The organism is Microbacterium sp. CCNWLW41 (assembly GCF_037083505.1).
Genome location: NZ_JBAOJP010000004.1, coordinates 77,187 through 98,869, shown reverse-complemented (window position 1 = coordinate 98,869; position 21,683 = coordinate 77,187). Strand labels below are relative to the sequence as shown.

Genomic DNA, 21,683 nt, shown 5'->3' with positions numbered 1-21,683 from the left:
CGGAGGAGTCGACCGGACCCTAGGCGGCCCCGATGACGCTCCCGTGGCGCGGAGGTGAACGCCCCTCGGAACGGATCCGCTGCTAACGTTAATGACCAGAGTCATCATTTTGGTCATTAAGGAGGCGCCGTGGCGAGACCCGGAGTCGAGACGTCGGTCATCCTGGACGCCGCGGCGGACCTCGTCGCGGAGCGCGGGTTCGCCGGGGTCCGGATGGACGCCGTGGCCAAGCGCGCGGGGACGGCCAAGGGGGTCCTGTACCTCCGTTTCAACGATAAGAACGCTCTGCTCGTCGCACTGCTTCGCAGAGAGATCGTCCGCACGGCGCACCGGACCGCGCATCTCGCCGAGGCCGATCCCCGCGGAGGCCTGCTGTCCCGGATCTTCCTGCATGCCGTCACCGCCATGCACGACAACGCCGTGGTCCTCCACGCCTATCGCGACGAGCCGGGCCTGCTCGCGCGCCTCGTCGGCGAGGGCGACCCGGAACGGTTCCGCCGCCGCGCCGTGCTCGGCGCGGACTTCATCCGGGCCCTGCAGGAGGAGCGGATGATCGCGGGCGACGTCGATCCGGAGACGCTCGCCGCCACGCTCGCCGTGTGGAACATGGGAGTGGCTCTGTCCGCTCCGCATCCGGACCCGGCCCGCCTCGTGCACGGAATGGCGGAGCTGTTGCACCGCGCCGTGGACACCGACGCTGCCGACACCACGCCCGGAACGCGGTGTCTGGCCCGTTTCGTCGACGGCCTGGCGGCGGAGCTGGGCGCATGACCGCCGGGCTCGTGCCGCCGGGCGCCGACGTCCGCACCGTGGACACCCGCGCGGGAACGCTGCGCCTGCTGCACGCGGGGGACCCCGGAGCGCGGACCCCCGTCGTGCTCGTCCACGGAGGCGGCAGCGACGCCGCATCCGTCTCCTGGTACCGCGCGATGGCGCCCCTCGCGGCGGATCGCGAGGTCTGGGCCGTCGACCTCCCCGGCTTCGGCGGCAGCATCGACCGCACCCCCGTCGGCGGCGCGTCGTCGCTCGCCGAGGTCGTCGCCGAGGTCGTCGCGGCGACGTGCCGTCGTCCGCCTGTCGTGGTCGGGGTGTCCATGGGCGGTGACGTCGTGCTGACTCTCGGGCTCGACCACTCCGCGGACCTGCGCGCCGTCGTTGCGATCGCCCCGGGCGGTCTCACCTCCCGGTTCCGTGGGCGCGTCGCCCACGCGTTCGCCTGGTGGGCCAGTCGACTGCCCGACGCGATCCTGCTCCCGCTCGGCCGCCTGGCGAACCTCTTCGCGCGATCCGCGGTGCGGGCGATGGTCACTGAGCCGGACGTGCTCCCGCCCGAGGTGGTGGACGAGTTCGTCCGGCTGGCACGCCACCCGCGCGGAGCCCTGGGCTACACCCGGTACAACCAGGCCTCGATCGGACGCGATCGGATGACGAACGACCTGAGCGGGCGCATCCACGAGCTGACCCTGCCCACGCTGTTCTTCCACGGTGCGGAGGACCCGCTCGTCGACCCGCAGGACTCGCTCCGTGCGGCCGCGCGGATGCCGCACGCCCGGGCCGTCATCCCGCCCGGCTGCGGCCACTGGGCCCAGCTCGAGGCGCACGACGCCTTCCTCGCGGAGATGCGCGTCTTCCTCGACGAGGTCGACCGTCCCTGACCACACGGGGTCACGCAGGGCGCGGCCGCACAGAGCTGAGCGGAACCCGCAGGGCTCAGACGGCCGGCCCCCGGTGGTCCTCCGCCTCCACCGCGTCTCCCCCGTCGGGATAGCGCTCGATCTCGGGACGCCGCGCGAGCATCACGGTCCCGGTGACCAGACCTCCCCAGATGATGACCACGGCGACGGCGAGGAAGAGGACGGCGATGGCGGTCATGAGCGGTCTCCTTCGGTCACGGTCCGAACGACCGAGGCACGGTCTGCAGGAACCGGTGGCCACAGCGTGAACCGGTCCGGGTCCTGGCGCCACGGGCTGAGGGTCAACGCGATCGACGCGACGATCATGATGACGACGGATCCCCAGCCGACGACGAGCAGGTAGCCGGGCGCATAGCCGCTGTAGGGCTCGGCGATGAGGTTCACGATCGTCGCGATCAGCATGTAGCCGAGCACGATCGGGCCGAGCACGGAGACGAGGAAGAGCCAGACCCGCCCGACCCGGAAGGTCGACAGGGCGCTCAGGTGGCCGCTGAGCTGCGTGCCTGCGCGACGGATCCACAGGACCGTGACGGTCATGGCGACCGCGGATCCGACGATGCCGATGTTGTTCGCCCAGTTGTCGATCGTGTCCAGGGCGGTGAGTCCGGAGGTCGTCCCGAACAGGATGACGGACACGATCGCGATGACGCCGCCGAGGCCATACACGGCCTTGGCGCGGCTCAGGCCGAACTTGTCCATCACACCGGCGAGGATGACCTCCATCACCGAGATGAGCGAGGTGAGCCCCGCGAGCGTCAGCGCCCCGAAGAAGAGGATGCCGAAGAAGGGGCCGCCCGGCATCTGCGCGACGATGGCCGGGAAGGTCACGAACGCCAGGCCGACACCCGTGAGTCCCTCCAGCTCCCCCACGGCCACCCCCTGCTGCGAGGCGAAGAACCCGAGCGTCGCGAACACGCCGATCCCGGCCAGCACCTCGAACGACGAGTTGCCGAACGCCACGACGAGGCCCGGCGTGGTCAGGTTCGACTTCCTGCGCCGGTACGAGGCATAGGTGATCATGATGCCGAACGCGACGGAGAGCGAGAAGAACACCTGACCGTACGCGGCGACCCACACCCCGGGGTTCGCGAGGGCGGCGAAGTCGGGCGTGAACAGGGCGTTCAGCCCGTCGAGCGCCCCCGGGAGGAACAGCGCCCTGACGACGAGGATGAGGAAGCCGACGACCAGCAGCGGCACCGCCACGACGTTGAGCAGCTGCACGCCTCGCACCACACCCGCGCCGAGGATCGCGAGTGCGACGACCCACATGAGCACCAGCGGGATGAGCACGGACGGCACGAAGTCGAGGGTGAACGGCGCCTCGGCGACCTGCAGGTACTCGCCCGAGAAGAACCCCGCCGCGTCCGCTCCCCAGCGCAGGTCGAAGGAGAAGACGAAGTAGCTGACCGCCCACGCCAGGACGGCGGTGTAGTAGATCGCGATGAAGACGCAGATCATCACCTGGAACCACCCGATGCCCTCGCCCAGCCGACCGGCGAGGCGCCGCAGCGCCAGCGGCGCCGAGCCCCGGAACCGGTGCCCGATCGCGTAGTCGAGGAAGAGGATCGGGATGCCCGCCGTCAGCAGTGCGACGACATACGGGATCAGGAACGCTCCCCCGCCGTTCTCGTAGGCGACCCCGGGGAAGCGCCAGATGTTCCCGAGTCCCACCGCCGATCCGACCGCGGACAGGATGAACCCGACCTGGCCGGTCCATTCCGCGCGTCGAGGGGCGGCCCCGGCCTCTGCGGACTTCGTCTGAGTCACGTCCCTGTGCTCCTTCGTCGGTCGTGTCGTCGCGACGCGGTGGCGGGATCCGCCGCGCACCGCGCCCGAAAGGGCCTCCCGCGAGGGTAACGACAATCGTCCGCCGTGTCAGCCCGACGACCGGCGAGGCGGCGAACGGCCGCGATCAGCGGGCCGCGGCCTCCGCGTACATCCGCATCCGCACCTCGCGGGCGGCGGTCATGTGCGCCTCCGCGATCTCCCGTGCCCGCGCCGCGTCGCGCGCCTCGATCGCGTCCAGCATCGCCTCGTGCTCGTCGAGCGCTGCCGCCCAGCGGTCATCCCCCTCCAGCGTCGTCGTGGGGTACCGCACGAGGTGAACATTCAGGCGGTGGAGAAGGTCGACGAGGGTGGGCGAATGGCTGGCCGACCACACCGCCTCGTGGAACTGCCGGTTGGCCCGGGCCCGGGCGCGCGGGTCGGCGCCCGCCGCCCGCATCGCCTCCTGGGCGGCGCGGAGCCGGCGCTGATCGAACTCCGTGGCGCGCTCGGCCGCGGCGCGGGCGGCCGCGCCCTCGAGCGTGATCCGGACGTCGTAGATGTCGATGATCTCCTCCGGGGAGGTCTCCCGCACCTGCACGCCGCGCGGGAGCCGCTCGACGAGCGCCTCGATCTCCAGACGGTGCAGCGCCTCCCGGACCGGGGTCCGCGACGTGCCGAAGTCCTTGGCGAGCCCGTTCTCGCTCAGAGGCGCACCGGGCGCGATCCGCCCCTCGACGATCGCATCCCGGATCCGCTCGTACACACTCGTCGCCATCGGTGCACCTCCCGTGAGTCGAATGTACCCGACGACCGGGTGCGGCCCGTGGCCGCACCCGGTCCGGCTCAGGCGGCCGCGCCGGCGCGGCGCCCGAAGACCATTCCCGCCGCCAGGCCCGACCCGCCCGGGTAGTTCCCCGCGAACAGCCCGCCGAGCATCTCGCCGCACGCGAACAGCCCGTCGATCGGCGAACCGTCCTCACGGAGCACGCGCCCGTCGAGGTCGCCGCGGAGCCCGCCGAAGGTGAAGGTGATGCCGCACGTGACGGGGTAGGCGTAGAACGGACCGGTCTCGATCGGCGACGCCCAGTTCGACTTGGGCGGCACGACCTCCGCCCGCCGCCCGTCCTTGACGGTCGGGTCGAACGGCACGTCGCGGTCGATCGCGGCGTTGAAGGCGGCCACCGTGCGCGCGAGGCCCGGGGCGTCGATCCCGGTGCGCTCGGCCAGCTCCTCGATCGAGTCGGCCACGTGCACGCCGATCCCCGGCATGTCGTACTCCTCGGTCCGCAGCATCGGCCGCAGGGAGGCGTCGAACACCTGCCACGCGATCGATCCGGGCTGGGCGAGGATCTCGCGCCCGTACTTGGCATAGGTGTAGTTGCGGAAGTCCGCGCCCTCGTCCAGGAATCGCGCGCCGTCGCGGTTCACGATGATCCCCAGCGGGTAGCTCTGCCGCGTGAGGCGGTTCGTGAGCTCGCGGTTCGACTCGTTGTGCTCGGCCTCGGCGTCCCACTGCACCGAATGGCAGGAGGACCAGTCCCCGCCGCGGGCCGCGCCGATCTCCTGGGCGGCGCGGAGCATGTCGCCGACGTTGTACGGCGTTCCCCGCACCTTCGCGTGGGCCCATCCGGCCCCGAGGTGCTCCTCGCGCCACTGCGGAGAGGACTCGAAGCCCCCGGCGGCGAGGATCACGCTCTCCGCGCGGACCTCGTGCTCGGCCGCCGCACCCTCGGCCTCGTCGGTGAACCGCACTCCGACGACCCGCCCGTCCTCGACCACGAGCGAGCGCGCTCGGGCGCCGTAGCGGACGGTCGTTCCCAGTCGCTCGGCCACGGCGGTGTGATCCGCCATGAGGCCTTCTCCGCCGCCCACGTTGCCGATGTGCAGACCGCCCCAGAACAGATAGGTGCCGTCCGGCCGGTCGTACGCCTGACGCTCGTACATCAGCCGGTACCGGAGCCCGAGCGCGCTGAGCCACCGCACGGCGTCTGCGGACTCGTGGACGAGCACGTCCGCCATGGCGAGATCCGTGCGCCCGTCCGTGACCTTGACGAGGTCGGCCAGGTACTCCTCGGGCGTGTAGGCCGGCACCTCGGTCACGGCGTGCCGCTCGTCGGCCACCACGATGTCGCGCAGATCGTCGAGCCCGCCGTGGCTGATCCTCGTCGCCCCCGCCGTGTAGAAGCTGTTGCCTCCGGCCATGTCCGGCAGGCCCCGTTCGAGCAGGAGGACGGAGCGCCCCCGCTCGGCGGCCGCATGGGCCGCGGCGAAGCCGGCGTTGCCGCCGCCGACGACGACGACGTCATAGGTGGGTGTGGTCATGTCATTCCCCCTCGAGAGCACAGTGCATGCGCTAATTGTATACATATGTATGCGATAGTCGGATCCCGCGCACCCGCAGGATGACGCCTCAGCGTCCCGGCCGCACCCGCAGTCGCACGATCCGGTCGTCCGCGAGCGTCTCGTGGCGGTCCCGGACCCGCGGGTCGTGACCCGGGACGACGACGCCGTCCGGGCCCGCGAGCATCCGCAGCGCATCGAACGCCGCGTACATCTCGTCCAGGTGGTGGACCGCTCCGTACGGCCGGTCCTCCTCGACGTTCGCGTAGAAGTGCGAGGCGTCGGAGGCCAGGACGATCGGCCCGTCCTCCGTCTCGACCCGCAGCACCTGGGTGCCCGCGGTGTGCCCTCCGACCAGATGCGCGGTGATCCCCGGGCCGATGTCGGTGTCGCCGTCCACGAGGTCCACGCGCCCGTCGTCCACGAGCCCCCGCAGCAGCGCGAGATCCGCCTCGGGTCGGAAGTGCGCGTACACGCCGCGGTCGGACAGCGGGCCGGTCCAGAACTCCCACTCGCGGCGCTGCAGCACCACGCGGGCCCGCGGGTAGTCGGCGATGTGCCCGGTGTGGTCGTAGTGCAGATGGGAGAGCACGACGACGGGCACCTCCTCGGGCGCGAAACCCAGTCCTGCCAGCAGCTCGATCGGCGATCCGAGGTAGGTGCGCGCCCCGCGCCGGGACGCCTCCTCCCGTGTGAAGCCGGTGTCGAACACCCACGGCCGCCCCTCGCGCACGATCACCCAGGCGTAGTAGTCGATGGGCCAGCGGTCGTGGCAGTCCGCGGAGTAGCCGTGGAAGTGCTCTCCTTTGAAGGACTCCGTGCGGAAGGCGTAGCGGAGCGCGTAGACGCCGTCGGGGGCGGTCATCGTCCGCCGTCCCCGAACCGGAGATCCCTCCCCGACCACTCCTCCCAGAGCTGCGCGATCGCGGAGTAGTCCTCCCTGCCCCGCCCGGCCGACACGGCGAGGTCGTACACGGTCTGCGCCGCCTGCGTCGCGAACAGCGGGATGCCGCTGCGCTGAGCCATGGCCAGGGCGAGGGTGGAGTCCTTGCGCGCTGCGTCCAGCGGCATGCCGCCCTCGAAGTCGCCGCCCGCGACGCGCTGCATGATCCGGTGGTTGAGCGGACGCTGGAGCCCGCCGTCCTCCCGCAGGAGCATCGCGGCCACGTCCTCCAGCGCCACGCCCTCGGCGCGCGCCATCGCGAACGCCTCGACCAGCACGACCATGACGGCGTGGGCGACGCCGTTGTTGACGACCTTGGCCGCCATCCCGGAGCCGAGGGCGCCCAACCGCAGCACGCCCCCTCCGCCGATCAAGGCCAGAAGATCCTCGGTCCGGGAGACGTCCTCGTCCTCGCCGCCGACCAGCAGCGTCGCAGCCCCCTGGGCCATCTGCGCCACGCCGGACAGCACGGCGGCGTCGACGATGCCGACGCCCGCCGGTTCCAGGATCCGCCGGGCGTCGCGGACGTCGTCCGGGAGCACGGTGCTCGTCTCGACGACGACCGTGCCGGCGGACAGCCGCGGAACGAGGTCGCCGAGCACCTGCCGGGAGATCGCCGGGGTCGGCAGCGACAGGACGATCCGTCGCGCGTCGGCGACGTCCGCGAGGTCCTCCGTCACGGTCGTCCGCGGCAGGTCCGCGGCGAGCGCGCGCCGTTGCGCGGAGAGATCGTAGGCGACGAGGTCGAAGGCGCCGGAGATCCTCCCGGCGATCGGCAGTCCCATCTGGCCGAGGCCGACCAGTCCGATGCGATCCGTCATGCGCGTTCCTTTCCGTCGGTGCTCAGGCCTTGATGGCGAAGGGGTCGCGGATGTCGTCCGAGAGGTCGAGCAGCACGTTCTTCGTCCGCAGGTACTCGTCCAGCGCCTCCAGGCCGCGTTCCCGCCCGTAGCCGGAGCGCTTGACGCCGCCGAACGGCGCCTGCGCCGCCGAGTAACGGTAGGTGTTGACCCACACCGTCCCCGCCACCAGCTCCCGGGCGACGCGGTGGGCGCGGGAGACGTCGGTCGTCCAGATCCCGGCGGCGAGCCCGAAGTCCGTGCCGTTGGCGAGAGCGATCGCCTCCTCCTCGTCCCCGAACGTGGTGACCGCGAGGACGGGCCCGAACACCTCGTGCCGGGCCAGGCGAGACTCGGCGGACACGTCCGCGAAGATCGTCGGCTCGACGAACGCCCCTGCCGCGAGGGACTCGTCCGAGGGGGTCCCGCCACCCGTGACCAGACGGGCGCCGTCCGCCTTCGCCTCGCCGATCATCGCGAGGATCCGCTCCCGCTGGAGCACCGAGGCCACCGGCCCCATCTGCGTGGCCTCGTCCGACGGGTCGCCGAGCCGGATCCCGCGGGCGACCTCGGCCACCCGCGCGACGACCTCCTCGGCGATCCTCTCCTGCACGAGCAGACGGCTCCCCGCGATGCAGGTCTGCCCGCCCGCGGCGAAGATGCCCGCGACGGCGCCGGGGACGGCGCGGTCGAGGTCCGCGTCGTCGAAGACGATGTTCGCGCTCTTCCCGCCCAGCTCGAGGGTCACCGGCACGAGGACGTCCGCCGCCGCGCGGGCGATCGCCTGCCCCGTCGGCACCGATCCGGTGAAGCTGATCCGCCCGACCCTCGGATCCGTGGTCAGGGCGACGCCCGCCTCGCGTCCGCCGGTGACGATGTTGATCACGCCGGCCGGGAACCCGGCCTCGGCAACCGTGTCGGCGAGAGCCAGCGTGGTCAACGGCGCGATCTCGCTCGGCTTGATGACGACGGTGCAGCCGGCGGCGAGCGCGGGCGCGAGCTTGTTCGCGAGGAGCTGCATCGGCGAGTTCCACGCCGTGATGAGCACGGCGACGCCGACCGGCTCCCGCACGGTGTAGTCGAACGTCTCCCAGGCGTCGAGCGGGATCGTGTGCCCGTAGATCTTGTCCGCGGCTCCGGCGAAGAAGCGGTAGTTCCGGGCGGCGAAACGCGCCTGGGTGGTGGTCTCGCGAAGGAGCTTGCCGTTGTCGGCGCTCTCCAGCCGGGCGAGGCTGTCGGCGTCCCGGTCCAGGAGGTCGGCGAGACGGTGGAGCAGCCGGGCGCGTTCGGCGCCGCTCGTCCTCCGCCACGAGCGGAACGCCTCCTCGGCGGCTCCGATGGCCTGCGCGGTCTGCGCGGCCGATGCGTCCGCGACCACCGCGAGCGTCTCACCGGTGAGGGGGCCGTGCACGGGCAGGGTGCGCTCCGGGTCCCGAGGGATGCGCCGACCGCCGATGAGCATGCGGGTGTCGGGCAGGGTGAGCCGGGCGTCAGCCACGGGGGTCTCCGATCTCTTCGAGGGCGCGGTCCAGGTGCGGGGCGAAGGCCTCCCGGTGCTCGCAGATCGGGAAGTGCCCGAGCCCGGGCATCGTCCAGAAGCGGGCGCCGGGGATCTTCGCCGCCGTGGCCTCCGACATCGCCGGCGTGCAGGAGTAGTCGTACTCGCCGGTCATCATGACGACGGGGCAGCGTGCGGTGTCGATGTCCCCCACGATGTCACGGCCGTCCCAGCCTCCGGAGTAGAAGTCGATGTCGCCCGCGAAGGTGCGGTGCCCGCCCTGCGCGTAGGTGCGGAGGATCAGCTCGCGCAGCGACGCCGGCGCGGATGGGGCGATCAGCCCGTCGATCCACTCGGGGACGAAGGCCGCCTCGTTCACCCGCAGGTGCCCCGCCCACGGCGTGGCGCGACCGGGGACGTGGTCCGACGCCTCGCAGGCGATGACCCCGCCGAGGCGGTCCGGCGCCCGGTGCGCCATCATCAGGCACGCCTGCCCCGCCATCGAGGCGCCGACGAGGATGGGGCGATCGAGGCTGAGCGCGTCGATCACGGCGAGGATCGTCTCGGCGTACCGATCCGGCGTCAGGGACCAGGCGCCGATGGGCTCGGGCAGCGCCGAGGACCGGCCGTGCCCCGGCATGTCGAAGGCGACGATCTCGCGGCTCGCCGTCACCCGCGGGTCCGACATGAGCGGATGCGCCTGGCGGCTGTCCGCGCCGGCCGTGTGCAGCACGAGCAGCGGGGCGCCCGCACCGTCCCCCGCGCGCTCGACGTAGAGGTCGAGGGGTGCGTCGTCCACCGTCACGGTCGCGTAGCCGCCGACGATCCCGGAGCGGTCGAGCACGGGGTCCGCGGCTCGGGCGACCGGTGCGTCCACGGTCTCGCGAGCGAGTTCGAGGAGCCGGCGCACGACGGGCGCGTGCTGGGCGAAGACGAGCTCGTCGCCCTCGATCCGCGTGTCTTCCACCCGCATCCGCAGAGCCAGGAAGTGGTTCATGGTCGGACGCGGATCCCGCGACAGCAGCTCCGACCAGGCATCCGGCGGTGCGACGAGCACGATCGGGTCGCTGCCGCCTTCGCGCACCGTCTCCGCGGTGACGCTCACCCGCACGCGGGCGTCGCCATCGCTGAGTTCGACACAGAGGTCGGCGGTGCGCCGGAAGGCGCCCAGGTCGGGATCCTGCTGCGCCGCGGCGATCCACGGCCCGATCCGGGCGACGAGCCCGCGCAGACCTGCCCCGCTCATCGGCCGGACCCCCGCCGGCTCCGACCGGTTTCGGCGAGTCCCTCGTCCTCGTAGCGGCGCCCCGGGCGGGTCCCGATGTAGACGGCGGCGAAGGTCAGGACCGACACGAGGATCATGTACGGCGGGATCGCGACGATGGCGCCGAGTCCCAGCCCGAGGAGGGCGGTGAAGATGAGCGGCGCGAAGCCTCCGCCGAAGATCGCACCGATCGAGTAGCCCAGCGACGCCCCGGAGTAGCGCACGCGCGGCGGAAAGAGCTCGGCGAACAGCGTCGCCATGGGGCCGTACATCAGCGGGTGGATGAACCCGAGGCCGATGATCACCGTCACCAGGAGCATCCCCGTGCTCGGCAGGGCGTCGTTGACCAGGAAGAACGGGTAGGCGTAGGCGGCGAACAGGACGGTCCCCCAGAGGAACACCCTGCCTCGTCCGACCCGGTCGCTCAGGGCGGCGGCGAGCGGGATCGTGAACAGCTCGATGAAGCCCGCCGCCGCGACGATCCACAGCACGCTCTGCCGCTCCATCCCCAGCGTCGTGGTCGCCCACGTCAGCACGAACGTGGCGAAGAAGTAGAAGCAGACGAACGGCGCCAGGCACATCGCAATGGCGAGGAGGATGTTGACCGGGTGCTTGCGGATCGCCTCGAGGGCCGGGAGCTTCGCCGGCTCGGACGTCGCGGCGAGCTCTGCGAACTCGGGGCTCTCGATGACGCTGAGCCGGATGAACAGGCCGACCGCGACGAGCACCGCGCTGAACAGGAACGGGATGCGCCATCCCCAGTCGAGGAACGCCTCCTCGGGCATCAGGGTGACGAGCGCGAACACGATGGTCGATAGCACGAGGCCGGCGGGACTCCCCGCCTGGGTCCAGCTCCCCGCCAGGCCGCGCCTGCCCTTCTCCTCGTGCTCCACCGACATCAGGACGGCCCCGCCCCACTCGCCGCCGACGGCGAAGCCCTGCACCAGGCGGAGCAGCAGCAGGAGGATCGGTGCGGCGACGCCGATGGCGGCGTACGTGGGCAGCAGGCCCACGAGGAAGGTCGCGATGCCCATGCCGAGAAGCGAGTAGACGAGCATCTTCTTGCGCCCGAGCCGGTCGCCGAAGTGCCCGAACACCACACCCCCGATCGGGCGGGCGAGGAAGCCGGCGGCGAACGTGCCGAACGCCGCAAGGGTCCCCACCAGCGGATCGAAGTCGGGGAAGAACAGACGGTTGAACACGAGCGCGGCGGCCGTGCCGTAGAGGTAGAAGTCGTACCACTCGATCGCCGTTCCGACGAACGAGGCGAGGATGACCTTCCGGGTCATCTGCCGGGAGTAGCCCTGTCCTGTCGCGGTGCTGACGACCGCGTTGTCATTCGCCATCGAATGCCTCTCGTTCCCGCGGCGGGCGCCGCACGGAATGCCACTGTATACATATGGATGCCGAAGCACAAGACGCCCGGGCACGGCCCCGCGCAACGAGCACGGGAAAGCACCCGCGGATGGCCGCGGCCCCGCGTGCAGGCACGTCCCACGGCCATCCCTGCCCGGATCACGTCGGGCGGGCCCCTCGGGCGGCGGGGTGCGGATCAGGCGCGGCGGGCGGCGTCCTCCAGCGCGACCCACGCGAGCATCGCGCACTTGACGCGGGCGACGTAGCGCGAGACGCCGGTCAACGCCGCTGCGTCGCCGTAGACTTCCTCGTCGAGCTCGATCGCGCCCCGGGAGCGCAGCGCCTCGCGGAACCCGTCGACGAGCTCCGCGGCCTCCTCCGTCGTCCGCCCGACGACGAGATCCGTGAGCATCGAGGCGGACGCCTGCGAGATCGAGCATCCGGCGCCGTCCCAGGAGACCTCGGCGATGCGCTCGCCGTCGAGGCGGACGCGCAGCGTGATCTCGTCGCCGCAGATCGGGTTGCGCTGATGCGAGTCCGCGGTCCCCTCGGCTCCCTCGTCCCCGACGAGGCCCATGCCCTGCGGCCGCTTCGAGTGATCGAGCACGAGCTCCTGATACAGCGCCTCGAGATCGCTCATGCGCCGACCCCGAAGAACGCGCGCACCCCGGAGACGGCGTCGAGGAAGCGGTCAACGTCCTCCTCCGTGGTGTACAGGGCCGCGGAGGCGCGCACCGAGGCGGCGACGCCCAGTCGGCGGTGCACCGGCTCCGCGCAGTGGTGTCCCACCCGTACTGCGACGCCGCGCGCGTCGAGGAACTGCCCGACATCGTGGGCGTGCACGCCGTCCACGACGAACGACCACAGCGCGACCCGGTCCGCGTCCGGTGCATCGCCCAGCAGCCGGATCCCGTCGATCCCGCTCAGCCCCTCGTGCATCCGCCGTTCCAGTCGCGCCTCGTGCGCGTGGATCGCGGACATGCCGATGCCGTCGAGGTAGCGCACGGCCGCAGCGAGCGCGATGGCCTGCGAGACCGGCTGGGTGCCCGCTTCGAAGCGCTGCGGGGGCGGCAGGTAGCGGGTCTGCTCGAACGAGACGCTCTCGATCATGGACCCGCCGGTGAGGAACGGCGGCAGGGCGTCGAGGACCTCCGCCTGTCCGTACAGCGCACCGATCCCATACGGTCCCTGCATCTTGTGCCCCGAGAACACGGCGAGATCGACGCCGAGCGCGGGCAGGTCCAGGGGAAGGTGCGGCGCGGACTGGCACGCGTCCAGGACCGTCAGCGCCCCGACATCGCGCGCGCGGGCGACGAGCTCGGCCACCGGGTTGACGATGCCGAGGACGTTGGTCACGTGCGCGAAGGCCACGACCTTCGTGCGCGCGCCGATGACCTCCGCGGCGTGGTCCAGGTCGAGGGAGCCGTCGTCACGGATCCGGATCACCCGCAGCACCGCACCGGTGCGCGCAGCCAGTTCCTGCCACGGGACGATGTTCGCGTGGTGCTCGGCCTCGGTGACGACGATCTCGTCGCCCTCGCGCACGGCGATCGCGGCGCTCGCTTCACTCCCCCGCCCGAGGCCCGCGTTGCCGAGGGCATAGGCGACGAGGTTGAGACCCGCCGTGGCGCCGCTGGTCCAGACGAGCTCGTCGGGGCCGGCGCCGACGAAGGCGGCCACGGTGGCCCGCGCGTCCTCGTACAGCTCCGTCGCCTCGGCGGCGAGGGTGTGGGCGCCGCGGTGGACGGCGGCGTTCGCGTGCTCGAGGAACGACCGTTCGGCGTCGAGGACCACGCGCGGCTTCTGGCTCGTGGCCGCCGAGTCGAGGTACGCGAGCGGCTGCCCGTTCACGCTCTCGGACAGGATCGGGAAGTCGGCGCGGACGCTCGTGACGTCGAAGGGCGCTGCGGTCGTGCTCACCCCTCCACGCTACGGCAGCCAGACGCCTCCGGCGCCGTCGTCATCGGGTTGCGACGCCCCGCCCTACACCGGTCACCCCCTCCTGCACCGTCACCTGCAGCCGAAACCCCCTCTGCCCGCCGAAACCCCCTCGCAAACACGTATCCCCGCGGGGGTATCGACGACGGGAGGGGGTTTCGCGGGCCTCGGACGGCGAGGAGGCCGAAGGGTCCGGAACGGTGTGCCGCCACGATGAGCCGGAACGGGGCGCCGGAACGGGGCGCCGGAACGGGGCGCCGGTGGGAGCAGACGAAAAGCTGGCATGGACAGGTATGGACAGGTACAGTCGGTGAAGACAGGTAGGGAGTCGAGCATGAACGCCAAGTACCAGCGCGTCGCCTCGCTGATCGAGCAGCGGATCCGGGACGGCGATCTCGCCGACGGGCAGCGCCTCCCCGGGGAGTCCGAGTTGGCCAGGGACCTCCAGGTGAGCCGCGGAACGGTGCGACAGGCCATCGGGGAGTTGCACCGGCGGCGCCTCGTGAGCACCCAGATGGGCGTCGGATCGTTCGTGACCTTCGACGGCGTCGCGCTGGACACCCCACGCGGGTGGGCACACGCCCTGGCCGTGGGCGGCACGCCGCTCGACGTCGAGATCCTGGCCATCGCGCACGCCGCGCCCCCGACGCTCGCCGCCCTCGCCGCACCCGCCGACCTGGCCGACGCGATCGTGGTCCGACGACTGCGACGGCTCCCGGACGGATCCCCCGTCTCCGTGGAGAACGCCGTGGTGCCCGCTCGCGGCCCGCTGCGGGAGCTGCCCACGCAGGGCCTGGTCGACGCCTCGCTGACCGCCACCCTCGCTGCCGCGGGCCTGCGGGCGGCGCACGGCGAGCAGCAGGTCGGCGTCGAGCCCCTCGACGCCGCGGACGCCGCGGTGCTGCGCCGCGGCGAGGGGACGCCGTTCCTCCGCTCGATGCGCACCTCGTACACCCGCGCCGGCGACGTCGTGGAGCACGTCGTCTCGTTCCTCGACCCCGCTCACTTCCGCCTGCACATCACCTTCGGAGAATCCGCATGACCCGCGCCCGCAACACCCTCGTCGGACTGGCCGCGGGGGACGCCCTCGGAATGCCCACGCAGAGCATGAGCCGCACCGACATCGCGCTCCGTTACGGTCCGATCGACCGGTTGCGCGACGCCGTGGCGGACCAGCCGATCGCCCCCGGGATGCCCGCGGGCTCGATCACCGACGACACCGAGCAGGCGTTCCTGCTCGCGGATCTGCTGATCGCGGGCGACGGGCGGATCGACGCCCTCGCCCTGGCCAGGGCGCTCCAGGCGTGGGAGGACGACATGCGTGCCCGCGGGTCGCTCGACCTCCTCGGTCCCTCCACGAAGGCCGCACTCGACGCCCTGGCGGCCGGGGTCTCGCCCGCGGAGAGCGGCCGTCACGGAACGACGAACGGTGCGGCCATGCGGATCGCACCGGTCGGGATCGCGGTCCCGGCATCGGACGAGAAGGCGCTCCTGGACGCCGTGGTCACGGCGAGCCGCCCGACCCACAACACGGGGCTGGCGCTGTCCGCAGCGGCGGTCGTCGCCGGGACCGTCAGCGCGGGCATCGACGGCGCTGCGCTGCCCGACGCCCTGGAGTTCGGGCTTCGCCTCGCCGACCGCGCCGAGCGTCTCGGGCACTGGGCCGCAGGGGCGTCCGTCCCCGCCAAGGCGCGCTGGGCGCTGGCCCAGTCGGCAGGGCTCGACGCGACCGCTACCGCCGACTTCGTCGTCGACGTCATCGGCACCTCGGTGAGCAGTCAGGAGTCGGTCGTGGCCGCGATCGTCCTCGCCCGCCGCCACGAGGAGGACCCGTTCACCGCGCTCTGCACGGCGGCGACGCTCGGCGGGGACACCGACACGGTCGCCGCGATCGCGGGTGCGCTGCTCGGCGCGACCTCGGACGCCGCCCCGGCCCCCGAGGACGTGATCGCCCGGATCACCGCCGTCTCCGCGCCGGCGTTCGACACCACCGCCGATGCCCTCCTCACCCTCCGCGACCGGCACCTCGCCCGCTGACCCGGATCGCCCCACCCCGTCGAACCGACCACGTTTCCGAATGCAAAGGAGCATCCCCATGCCCGCACAGACCTCCGCCGCGACCCGCGCCTCGACCGGGGCGCTGTCCTCGCTCGAGCAGCGGGGCATCGAACCCGTCCCCGTCGAGGAACGGACAGGCCACCCGCTGCAGCTGTTCTGGGTGTGGTTCGCCGCGAACATCTCGATCCTCGGGATCCCGCTGGGCGCGACCCTCGTGGCCCTCGGCCTGAACCTCTGGCAGGCGATCGTCGTCGCGGCCGTCGGCGCCTTCGGATCGTTCGCTCTCGTCGGGCTCATCTCCATCGCGGGACGGCGGGGCGGAGCGCCCAGCCTCACGCTGAGCCGTGCGGTCTTCGGCGTGCGCGGCAACGCCCTCCCGACCCTGGTCTCGCTCCTGTCCCGGCTCGGCTGGGAGACGGTCAACACGACGACCGCCGCGTTCGCCCTGCTCTCCCTGTCCGCCCTGCTCTTCGGCACGGCCTCCGATGCACACGAGGTCCCCGCGCTCGCGATCGTCTGCATCCTCGTCTTCGTGGCGCTGACCGTCGCGGTCTCCGGCATGGGCCATGCGTTCCTCGTGACCGTGCAGAAGTACGCCACGTGGATCTTCGGGGCGCTCAACGTGTTCGTCGCGATCTTCCTCGTCGCCACGGTGGACTGGGCCGCCGTCGGCGCCGCCCCCGCCGGCCCCGTCGCGGCCATGGTGGTCGGCGTCGGGATCATCGCGGGCGGCACCGGGATCGGATGGGCGAACGCCGGGGCGGACATGTCGCGGTACCAGTCCCCCGCCGTCCGCGCCGGACAGCTCGTCGCCTCCGCGGCCGCCGGAGCGGGGATCCCCCTGGTGCTGCTCATCGGGCTCGGCAGCCTGCTGTCCGCCGGGGACCCGTCGTTGGCCTCCGCGGGCGACCCCGTCGCCGCGATCCGCGCGATCCTCCCCGAGTGGGTCGCGATCCCCTACCTGATCGCCGCGTTCGGCGGGCTCCTGCTCTCGAACCACCTCTCGGTCTACTCGGCGGGACTCACCACGCTCACCCTGGGCGTGCGGATCAAGCGGGTCTACGCGGTGATCGTGGACGTCGTCGTCACCACGGCCGGGTCGATCTACTTCATGCTGTTCGCGTCGAGCTTCTACGGCCCGTTCATCACGTTCATCTCCCTGTTGTCCGTGCCGATCACGGCCTGGGTGGCCGTGTTCCTGGTGGACCTCGCACGACGCTCGTCGTACGACCCCGAGGGGCTGATGGATCTGGGCCGCTCCTCCTCGTACTGGTACCGCGGCGGCGTCGAGTGGCGCGCGCTGGGGTCCTGGGCGGTCGGGCTCGTCGTCGGCTACCTCTTCACCCGGGCCCAGGTGTCCGCCGACGAGGTGTGGTTCACCGGGCCGCTCTACGACACGTGGATCGGCCAGAACGGCCTCGGCTGGGTCGTCGCCTTCGTGCTGGCGGGTCTGCTCTACCTCGCCCTCGGCGGCGCGCGCGGCGCCGGGTCGCGGTCCGGCCGAACGGATGCGGCGTGACGGGCCGGGTCATCCACACCGGCCAGGCGATCGTCGACCTGGTGCTGACCGTCCCGGCGCTCCCGTCGGCCGGCGGCGACGTCTTCGCCACCTCGCACGAGATCACCGCGGGCGGAGGTTTCAACGTGATGGCCGCGGCGCGCCGGGACGGCGCGGCGGTCGTCTACCCGGGCGGACACGGCACCGGTCGTTTCGGAGACATCGTGCGGGAGGCGATGTCCGCGGAGGGCGTCGAGGTGACGCAGGAGCCGACGACCGATCTCGACACCGGCTTCAGCGTCGCGATCGTCGACGACGACGCCGAGAGGACCTTCGTGTCGACCCTGGGCGCCGAAGGGCGGCTCTCGCGAGCGGATCTGGACGCCGTCGCCACGACGGGAGCCGACGTCGTCTATCTCAGCGGCTACTCCCTCTTCCACGAGGGCAACGGACGGGTCCTCCTGGAGTGGCTCCCGACCCTGCCCGAGGACACGTCCGTCGTCGTGGATCCGTCTCCGCTCGTGGGCGAGATCCCCGAGGAGCGCCTCCGCGCCGTCGCCGCCCGCGCGAGCATCTGGACCGCCAACGAGTCCGAGGCTCGCACGCTCGCCGTCCGCCTCGGTCAGCCGGCGCCCTCGTCGACGGTCCCGGAGCTCGCCCACGCGCTGGCCCGGCGGCTGGACGCGACGGTGATCGTCCGCGCGAACCGCGACGGCGCGGTCGTCGCAGGGGTCGGCCGAGAGCCGCTGCTCGTCCCGCCGCACCCGGTGGAGGCGATCGACACGAACGGGGCGGGCGACGCCCACACCGGCGTGCTCTGCGCGGGTCTCGCCACCGGTCGCCGACTGGAGGAGGCCGTGCGACGCGCGAACGTGGCGGCGGCCGTCGCGGTCACCCGCCGGGGCCCGGCCACCTCGCCGACGAGCGCGGAGATCGACGCCCTCCTCTGACCGCCGTCTCCCTCTGCCCGCCCCCTTCCGACTCCCGCCCCTCCTTCTGCCCCCCTTCCGATTCCCGGCGTGGCCCCGCCGAACTGCACGCGAAACCCCTTCTCCCCGCCGAGACCCCCTGGGAAACACGTATCTCCGAGGGGGTCTCGGCGACAGGAGGGGGTTTCGGCCGCACTGGAGGAGGAGGACGAGGACGAGGGATCGCGGGATCGGACGGGTGTCAGCGCGGGTCCAGCCCCGTGAGGAACTCCGCGGCCGCGGGCGGCGGGCCGAACGGACCCCAGATCACGTGCTCCGTGCGCACGGGCGCATGGGCGACAGGGATCGCGACGAGATCCGGCATCCGGGTGGCGAACGTCGAGGCGAGGAGCGCGACGCCGAGACCGGCGCGCACGAGGCGCTGCATGAGCAGCATGTCCGCCGTCTCGTAGGCGACCTCGTGCCGGAGGCCGGCGGCCGCGAACGCGAGGTCCGTCTGTCGCCGTCCGGTCGTCCCCGCGGGGAAGTCGATGAGCGGCTCCTCGGCGAGCCGTTCCAGGCTCAGCCGCCGACGGGACGCGAGGCGATGATCCGGCGCCACGAACGCGCGATGCCGGTCTCGCGCGAGCCGGCGCCCGCCCACCCCCGAGAGCGGGAACCCGTCGGGCAGCCCGAGGAACGCGAGATCCAGCGCCCCGTCGGCCACCTGACGGATGAGGTCGTCGCTGTTGCCCGCGGCCAGCCGCACCGCGACCTGCGGATGCCGCGCGCGGAAGGCCTGCAGCGCCGACGGGACGTCCACGGCAGCGACGGTCGGGATGACACCGATCCTCAGCGGCCCGCGGATCTCCCCCTCCGCGGCGACGGCCTCCGCCGCGGCGCGGTCCGCAGCCTCCAGGCACTGCCGCGCGACCGGGAGGAAGGCCTCGCCCGCCGGGCTCAGCCGCACGTGCCGGCTCGTCCGGTGGAACAGGCGGACGCCGAGTTCCTCCTCCAGTCGGGCGATCTGATGGCTCAGCGCCGACTGCACGACGAAGCACGCCTGGGCGGCGCGGGTGAAGCTGGCGTGCTCGGCGACCGCGAGGACATACCGCATCTGCTGGAGTTCCACGGATCAATCGTGAACCACGATCAATCACATGACAAGCATGCATTGGACTCATGAATCCATCGCGCGGAGACTGACGTCATGACCACGACAGACCTCGCCGCGACGGCGCCGCGCGCCACCGGACTCCGCGGAACCGCCGGCCTCACCGCCCTGACCGCGGCCGCCCCGGTCGTCTGGGGGACCACCTACCTCGTCACCACCGAGTTCCTCCCACCAGGGCACCCCCTCTTCGCGGGCCTTCTCCGTGCCCTCCCCGCGGGCCTGATCCTCCTGCTCGTGTTCCGCCGGCTCCCCCACGGCGTGTGGTGGTGGCGCTCGCTCGTCCTGGGCGCCCTCAACATCGGCTTCTTCTTCCCTCTGCTTTTCGCCTCCGCCGAGCGCCTGCCCGGCGGCGTGGCCGCGACGGTCGGCGCGATCCAGCCGCTCCTCGTCCTCGCGCTCGCCCTGCCGCTGCTGGGCGAACGCCCCACCGCCGCCAAGGCCGTCTGGGCGCTGCTCGGCGTCTCCGGCGTGGCCCTCGTCGTGCTCGGACCCGGCGCTCAGGTCGACGTCGCGGGGCTGCTCGCCGGCGCCGCGGGGGCGCTTTCGATGGCCGTCGGCGTCGTGCTGACCCGCCGCTGGGGTCGCCCCGAGGGTGTGAGCTCACCCGTGCTGGTGAGCTGGCTCCTCACCGCCGGCGGCCTGGTCCTGGTCCCTCTCACGGTCGTCCTGGAAGGCCCGCCCCCGGCGATCGATGCGGCCGCGGCCGGCGGATACGCGTGGCTGGGGCTGGCCGGCGGCCTCGCGGCGTACCTGCTGTGGTTCCGCGGGGTCGGTGCGCTCCCCGTGACCTCGACGGCGCTGCTGGGGCTCCTCTCCCCGATCGTCGCGGCCGCGCTCGGATGGATCGTGCTCGGCCAGGACCTTCGCCCTCTGCAGCTGCTCGGCTTCGCCCTCGCTCTCGCCGCGATCCTCGGCGGACAGCTCGCCGGCTCCCGTCGCGCTCTCCCCCGGGGCCGACGACGCGCGACGGAACCGTCGATCCGCTAGACCCGGACGGTCGCCCCCAGCACCGCGCCGACCACCGAGACGGCCGCCGCCACGCCGAACAGGAGCACGAAGGCGCTGGGAACGGCGCCGCCCGCCACGATGAGCATCGTGATCGGCGTTCCGAAGGCGGAGCCGACGGTCCGCAGCACGCCGTTCACGCCGACGGCCGCGGCGATCTCGTTCCGCGGGACGAGCCGCGAGACCAGATCCGCGGCCAGCGCGAAGCCGATGCCGTTGCCGAGCCCGACGAGCGCGAACAGCGCGACGATCGCGGGCAGCGAGGTGGGGAGGATCATGGCACCCGCGCTTCCGAGGCCCATGGCCAGCATCGCGAGCACGGCGACCGCGGCGGGGCGGATCCGCGCGAGGAGCCAGGGAGCCAGCCGGCCGCCGAGGAACACGAGGACGGCGCCGGGGAGCATCGCGAATCCGGTCTGGGCGACGTCCATCCCGAAGCCGGCGGGATGGGCCGCCTGGAACAGGACCGGCAGGCCGACGTAGAACAGATAGGGGATGAAGCCCAGCAGCAGCGTCAGCAGGTTCACGGACGCGAGCGCGGGGCGTGAGAGCACGCGGACGTCCACGAGCGGACGGGACACCCGCTTCTCCACCGCCCAGAGGGTGACGAGACAGACCACTGCGCACCCGGCGAGCGCGAGGACGGCCGGGCTACCCCATCCCCATGTCGACCCCTGCGCGACGGCCAGGAGCAGGGCGACCAGTCCCCCGCCGAGCAGCGCGGCGCCCGCCGCGTCCAGCGGGCCGGACGGCTCCGCGCGCACCGCATGCGGGACCAGCGTCGCCACGAGGACGATGCTCAGCACGCCCAGCAGCGCTCCGACGACGAAGAGCCACGGCCAGCTCAGCGCCTCGGCGATGAACCCGCCGATCACCAGTGCGGCGCCGGCACCCAGGCCCAGCGTCCCGCTGAGCCAGCCCACGGCGGCCGGCTGCGCATCGGCGGCGACGTGGCGCCGCACGACCGCCAGAGCGAGCGGGAACGAGGCGGTGGAGGCTCCCTGCAGCACCCGGCCGAGCAGGAACAGCGGATAGACGGGCGCCACAACGCACAGGACGCTTCCGGCGACGAAGAGGCACATGGCCGCCAGGAGCACCCGCCGGTGTCCGAAGCGGTCGCCGAGGGCCCCGAGCACGGGCGCGGCGATCGCACCGCTGACGAGATAGGACGTGAGCACCCACCCGCCCCCGGCCGCGTCCAGGCGGAGTCCGTCGACGAGAGACGGCAGGGCGGGAACGAGCAGCGTCTGCATGAGCGAGTACGACAGGACCGCGCACAACAGCGCGGGGAGCAGTCCGCGGCTCGTGCGGGACGCGGACGGGATGACAGGGACGGGAGCGGTCATGGCCTTCCTTCTAATCGGAACGGATGATTCCGTTCCGATTAACATAGGCCGTCCT

Annotated in this window: 20 protein-coding genes; 7 read left to right on the top strand and 13 right to left on the bottom strand. The window is 72.4% G+C overall.

Annotation, left to right across the window (positions count from 1 at the left end; genetic code table 11):
- Nucleotides 1–129: 129 nt before the first annotated feature.
- Nucleotides 130–771, top strand: coding sequence for a TetR/AcrR family transcriptional regulator (locus V6R91_RS15630; protein WP_336396022.1), 642 nt, complete (start codon nt 130–132; stop codon nt 769–771).
- On the top strand, nt 768–1,655 hold the full coding sequence (locus V6R91_RS15625; RefSeq protein ID WP_336396021.1) for an alpha/beta fold hydrolase: 888 nt from the start codon (nt 768–770) through the stop codon (nt 1,653–1,655). Before V6R91_RS15630 ends, V6R91_RS15625 begins: the two co-directional genes overlap by 4 nt.
- Nucleotides 1,656–1,710: 55 nt before the next feature.
- Here the strand turns inward: V6R91_RS15625 and V6R91_RS15620 are convergent, their stop codons facing one another.
- From V6R91_RS15620 to V6R91_RS15570, 11 genes are all read right to left on the bottom strand, one after another.
- On the bottom strand, nt 1,711–1,872 hold the full coding sequence (locus V6R91_RS15620) for a methionine/alanine import family NSS transporter small subunit (RefSeq protein ID WP_271061230.1): 162 nt from the start codon (nt 1,870–1,872) through the stop codon (nt 1,711–1,713).
- Nucleotides 1,869–3,461 carry a sodium-dependent transporter gene (locus V6R91_RS15615; RefSeq protein WP_336396020.1) on the bottom strand — a complete coding sequence of 531 codons (1,593 nt, stop codon included), beginning with the start codon at nt 3,459–3,461 and terminating at the stop codon, nt 1,869–1,871. Before V6R91_RS15615 ends, V6R91_RS15620 begins: the two co-directional genes overlap by 4 nt.
- A gap of 145 nt (nt 3,462–3,606) precedes the next feature.
- Nucleotides 3,607–4,236, bottom strand: a complete 630-nt coding sequence (locus tag V6R91_RS15610) for a GntR family transcriptional regulator (RefSeq protein ID WP_336396019.1) — start codon at nt 4,234–4,236, stop codon at nt 3,607–3,609.
- A gap of 68 nt (nt 4,237–4,304) precedes the next feature.
- Nucleotides 4,305–5,783, bottom strand: a complete 1,479-nt coding sequence (gene tcuA / locus V6R91_RS15605) for an FAD-dependent tricarballylate dehydrogenase TcuA (protein ID WP_336396018.1) — start codon at nt 5,781–5,783, stop codon at nt 4,305–4,307.
- 88 nt (nt 5,784–5,871) lie between these two features.
- A complete protein-coding gene (locus V6R91_RS15600) occupies nt 5,872–6,666 on the bottom strand; it encodes an N-acyl homoserine lactonase family protein (protein ID WP_336396017.1) in 795 nt (264 codons plus the stop codon).
- Complete coding sequence (locus tag V6R91_RS15595) at nt 6,663–7,565, bottom strand: NAD(P)-dependent oxidoreductase (protein WP_336396016.1); 903 nt, start codon at nt 7,563–7,565, stop codon at nt 6,663–6,665. Before V6R91_RS15595 ends, V6R91_RS15600 begins: the two co-directional genes overlap by 4 nt.
- A 22-nt stretch (nt 7,566–7,587) precedes the next feature.
- Entirely contained in the window at nt 7,588–9,081 is a 1,494-nt protein-coding gene (locus tag V6R91_RS15590; RefSeq protein WP_336396015.1) for an aldehyde dehydrogenase, read from the bottom strand.
- Nucleotides 9,074–10,327 (bottom strand): alpha/beta fold hydrolase, encoded by a 1,254-nt coding sequence (locus tag V6R91_RS15585; protein ID WP_336396014.1) that lies wholly within the window; start codon nt 10,325–10,327, stop codon nt 9,074–9,076. Before V6R91_RS15585 ends, V6R91_RS15590 begins: the two co-directional genes overlap by 8 nt.
- Nucleotides 10,324–11,691 (bottom strand): MFS transporter, encoded by a 1,368-nt coding sequence (locus V6R91_RS15580; protein ID WP_336396013.1) that lies wholly within the window; start codon nt 11,689–11,691, stop codon nt 10,324–10,326. The genes V6R91_RS15585 and V6R91_RS15580 overlap by 4 nt, the downstream gene beginning before the upstream one ends.
- Nucleotides 11,692–11,897: 206 nt before the next feature.
- On the bottom strand, nt 11,898–12,341 hold the full coding sequence (gene sufU, locus V6R91_RS15575) for a Fe-S cluster assembly sulfur transfer protein SufU (protein ID WP_336396012.1): 444 nt from the start codon (nt 12,339–12,341) through the stop codon (nt 11,898–11,900).
- A complete protein-coding gene (locus tag V6R91_RS15570) occupies nt 12,338–13,621 on the bottom strand; it encodes a SufS family cysteine desulfurase (protein ID WP_336396011.1) in 1,284 nt (427 codons plus the stop codon). Before V6R91_RS15570 ends, sufU begins: the two co-directional genes overlap by 4 nt.
- A 352-nt stretch (nt 13,622–13,973) precedes the next feature.
- On the opposite strand from V6R91_RS15570, the gene V6R91_RS15565 reads away from it, so the two are divergent.
- The 4 genes from V6R91_RS15565 to V6R91_RS15550 are packed head-to-tail and all read left to right on the top strand — an operon-like array spanning nt 13,974 to nt 18,145.
- On the top strand, nt 13,974–14,681 hold the full coding sequence (locus V6R91_RS15565; RefSeq protein WP_336396010.1) for a GntR family transcriptional regulator: 708 nt from the start codon (nt 13,974–13,976) through the stop codon (nt 14,679–14,681).
- Nucleotides 14,678–15,676, top strand: coding sequence for an ADP-ribosylglycohydrolase family protein (locus V6R91_RS15560; protein ID WP_336396009.1), 999 nt, complete (start codon nt 14,678–14,680; stop codon nt 15,674–15,676). Before V6R91_RS15565 ends, V6R91_RS15560 begins: the two co-directional genes overlap by 4 nt.
- A gap of 58 nt (nt 15,677–15,734) precedes the next feature.
- Nucleotides 15,735–17,216, top strand: coding sequence for a purine-cytosine permease family protein (locus V6R91_RS15555; protein WP_336396008.1), 1,482 nt, complete (start codon nt 15,735–15,737; stop codon nt 17,214–17,216).
- Entirely contained in the window at nt 17,213–18,145 is a 933-nt protein-coding gene (locus V6R91_RS15550) for a PfkB family carbohydrate kinase (RefSeq protein WP_336396007.1), read from the top strand. Before V6R91_RS15555 ends, V6R91_RS15550 begins: the two co-directional genes overlap by 4 nt.
- Before the next feature lie 220 nt (nt 18,146–18,365).
- Here V6R91_RS15550 and V6R91_RS15545 read toward each other — a convergent pair whose 3' ends face one another.
- Nucleotides 18,366–19,235, bottom strand: coding sequence for a LysR family transcriptional regulator (locus tag V6R91_RS15545; protein WP_336396006.1), 870 nt, complete (start codon nt 19,233–19,235; stop codon nt 18,366–18,368).
- Between the two features lie 78 nt (nt 19,236–19,313).
- Here V6R91_RS15545 and V6R91_RS15540 point away from each other — a divergent pair, with 78 nt between their 5' ends.
- Nucleotides 19,314–20,264: an EamA family transporter gene (locus V6R91_RS15540; RefSeq protein WP_336396005.1), complete on the top strand. Its 951-nt coding sequence runs from the start codon at nt 19,314–19,316 to the stop codon at nt 20,262–20,264.
- Here V6R91_RS15540 and V6R91_RS15535 read toward each other — a convergent pair.
- On the bottom strand, nt 20,261–21,628 hold the full coding sequence (locus V6R91_RS15535) for an MFS transporter (RefSeq protein WP_336396004.1): 1,368 nt from the start codon (nt 21,626–21,628) through the stop codon (nt 20,261–20,263). The two genes, V6R91_RS15540 and V6R91_RS15535, sit on opposite strands and share 4 nt — an antisense overlap.
- Between the last annotated feature and the right edge of the window lie 55 nt (nt 21,629–21,683).

Bases quoted from the DNA above. Each gene is read 5' to 3' on its own strand.
- V6R91_RS15625 (WP_336396021.1), top strand. From the start codon at position 768: ATGACCGCCGGGCTCGTGCCGCCGGGCGCCGACGTCCGCACCGTGGAC.
- V6R91_RS15620 (WP_271061230.1), bottom strand. From the start codon at position 1,872: ATGACCGCCATCGCCGTCCTCTTCCTCGCCGTCGCCGTGGTCATCATC.
- V6R91_RS15610 (WP_336396019.1), bottom strand. From the start codon at position 4,236: ATGGCGACGAGTGTGTACGAGCGGATCCGGGATGCGATCGTCGAGGGG.
- tcuA (WP_336396018.1), bottom strand. From the start codon at position 5,783: ATGACCACACCCACCTATGACGTCGTCGTCGTCGGCGGCGGCAACGCC.
- V6R91_RS15600 (WP_336396017.1), bottom strand. From the start codon at position 6,666: ATGACCGCCCCCGACGGCGTCTACGCGCTCCGCTACGCCTTCCGCACG.
- V6R91_RS15595 (WP_336396016.1), bottom strand. From the start codon at position 7,565: ATGACGGATCGCATCGGACTGGTCGGCCTCGGCCAGATGGGACTGCCG.
- V6R91_RS15585 (WP_336396014.1), bottom strand. From the start codon at position 10,327: ATGAGCGGGGCAGGTCTGCGCGGGCTCGTCGCCCGGATCGGGCCGTGG.
- V6R91_RS15580 (WP_336396013.1), bottom strand. From the start codon at position 11,691: ATGGCGAATGACAACGCGGTCGTCAGCACCGCGACAGGACAGGGCTAC.
- sufU (WP_336396012.1), bottom strand. From the start codon at position 12,341: ATGAGCGATCTCGAGGCGCTGTATCAGGAGCTCGTGCTCGATCACTCG.
- V6R91_RS15565 (WP_336396010.1), top strand. From the start codon at position 13,974: ATGAACGCCAAGTACCAGCGCGTCGCCTCGCTGATCGAGCAGCGGATC.
- V6R91_RS15560 (WP_336396009.1), top strand. From the start codon at position 14,678: ATGACCCGCGCCCGCAACACCCTCGTCGGACTGGCCGCGGGGGACGCC.
- V6R91_RS15555 (WP_336396008.1), top strand. From the start codon at position 15,735: ATGCCCGCACAGACCTCCGCCGCGACCCGCGCCTCGACCGGGGCGCTG.
- V6R91_RS15540 (WP_336396005.1), top strand. From the start codon at position 19,314: ATGACCACGACAGACCTCGCCGCGACGGCGCCGCGCGCCACCGGACTC.
- V6R91_RS15535 (WP_336396004.1), bottom strand. From the start codon at position 21,628: ATGACCGCTCCCGTCCCTGTCATCCCGTCCGCGTCCCGCACGAGCCGC.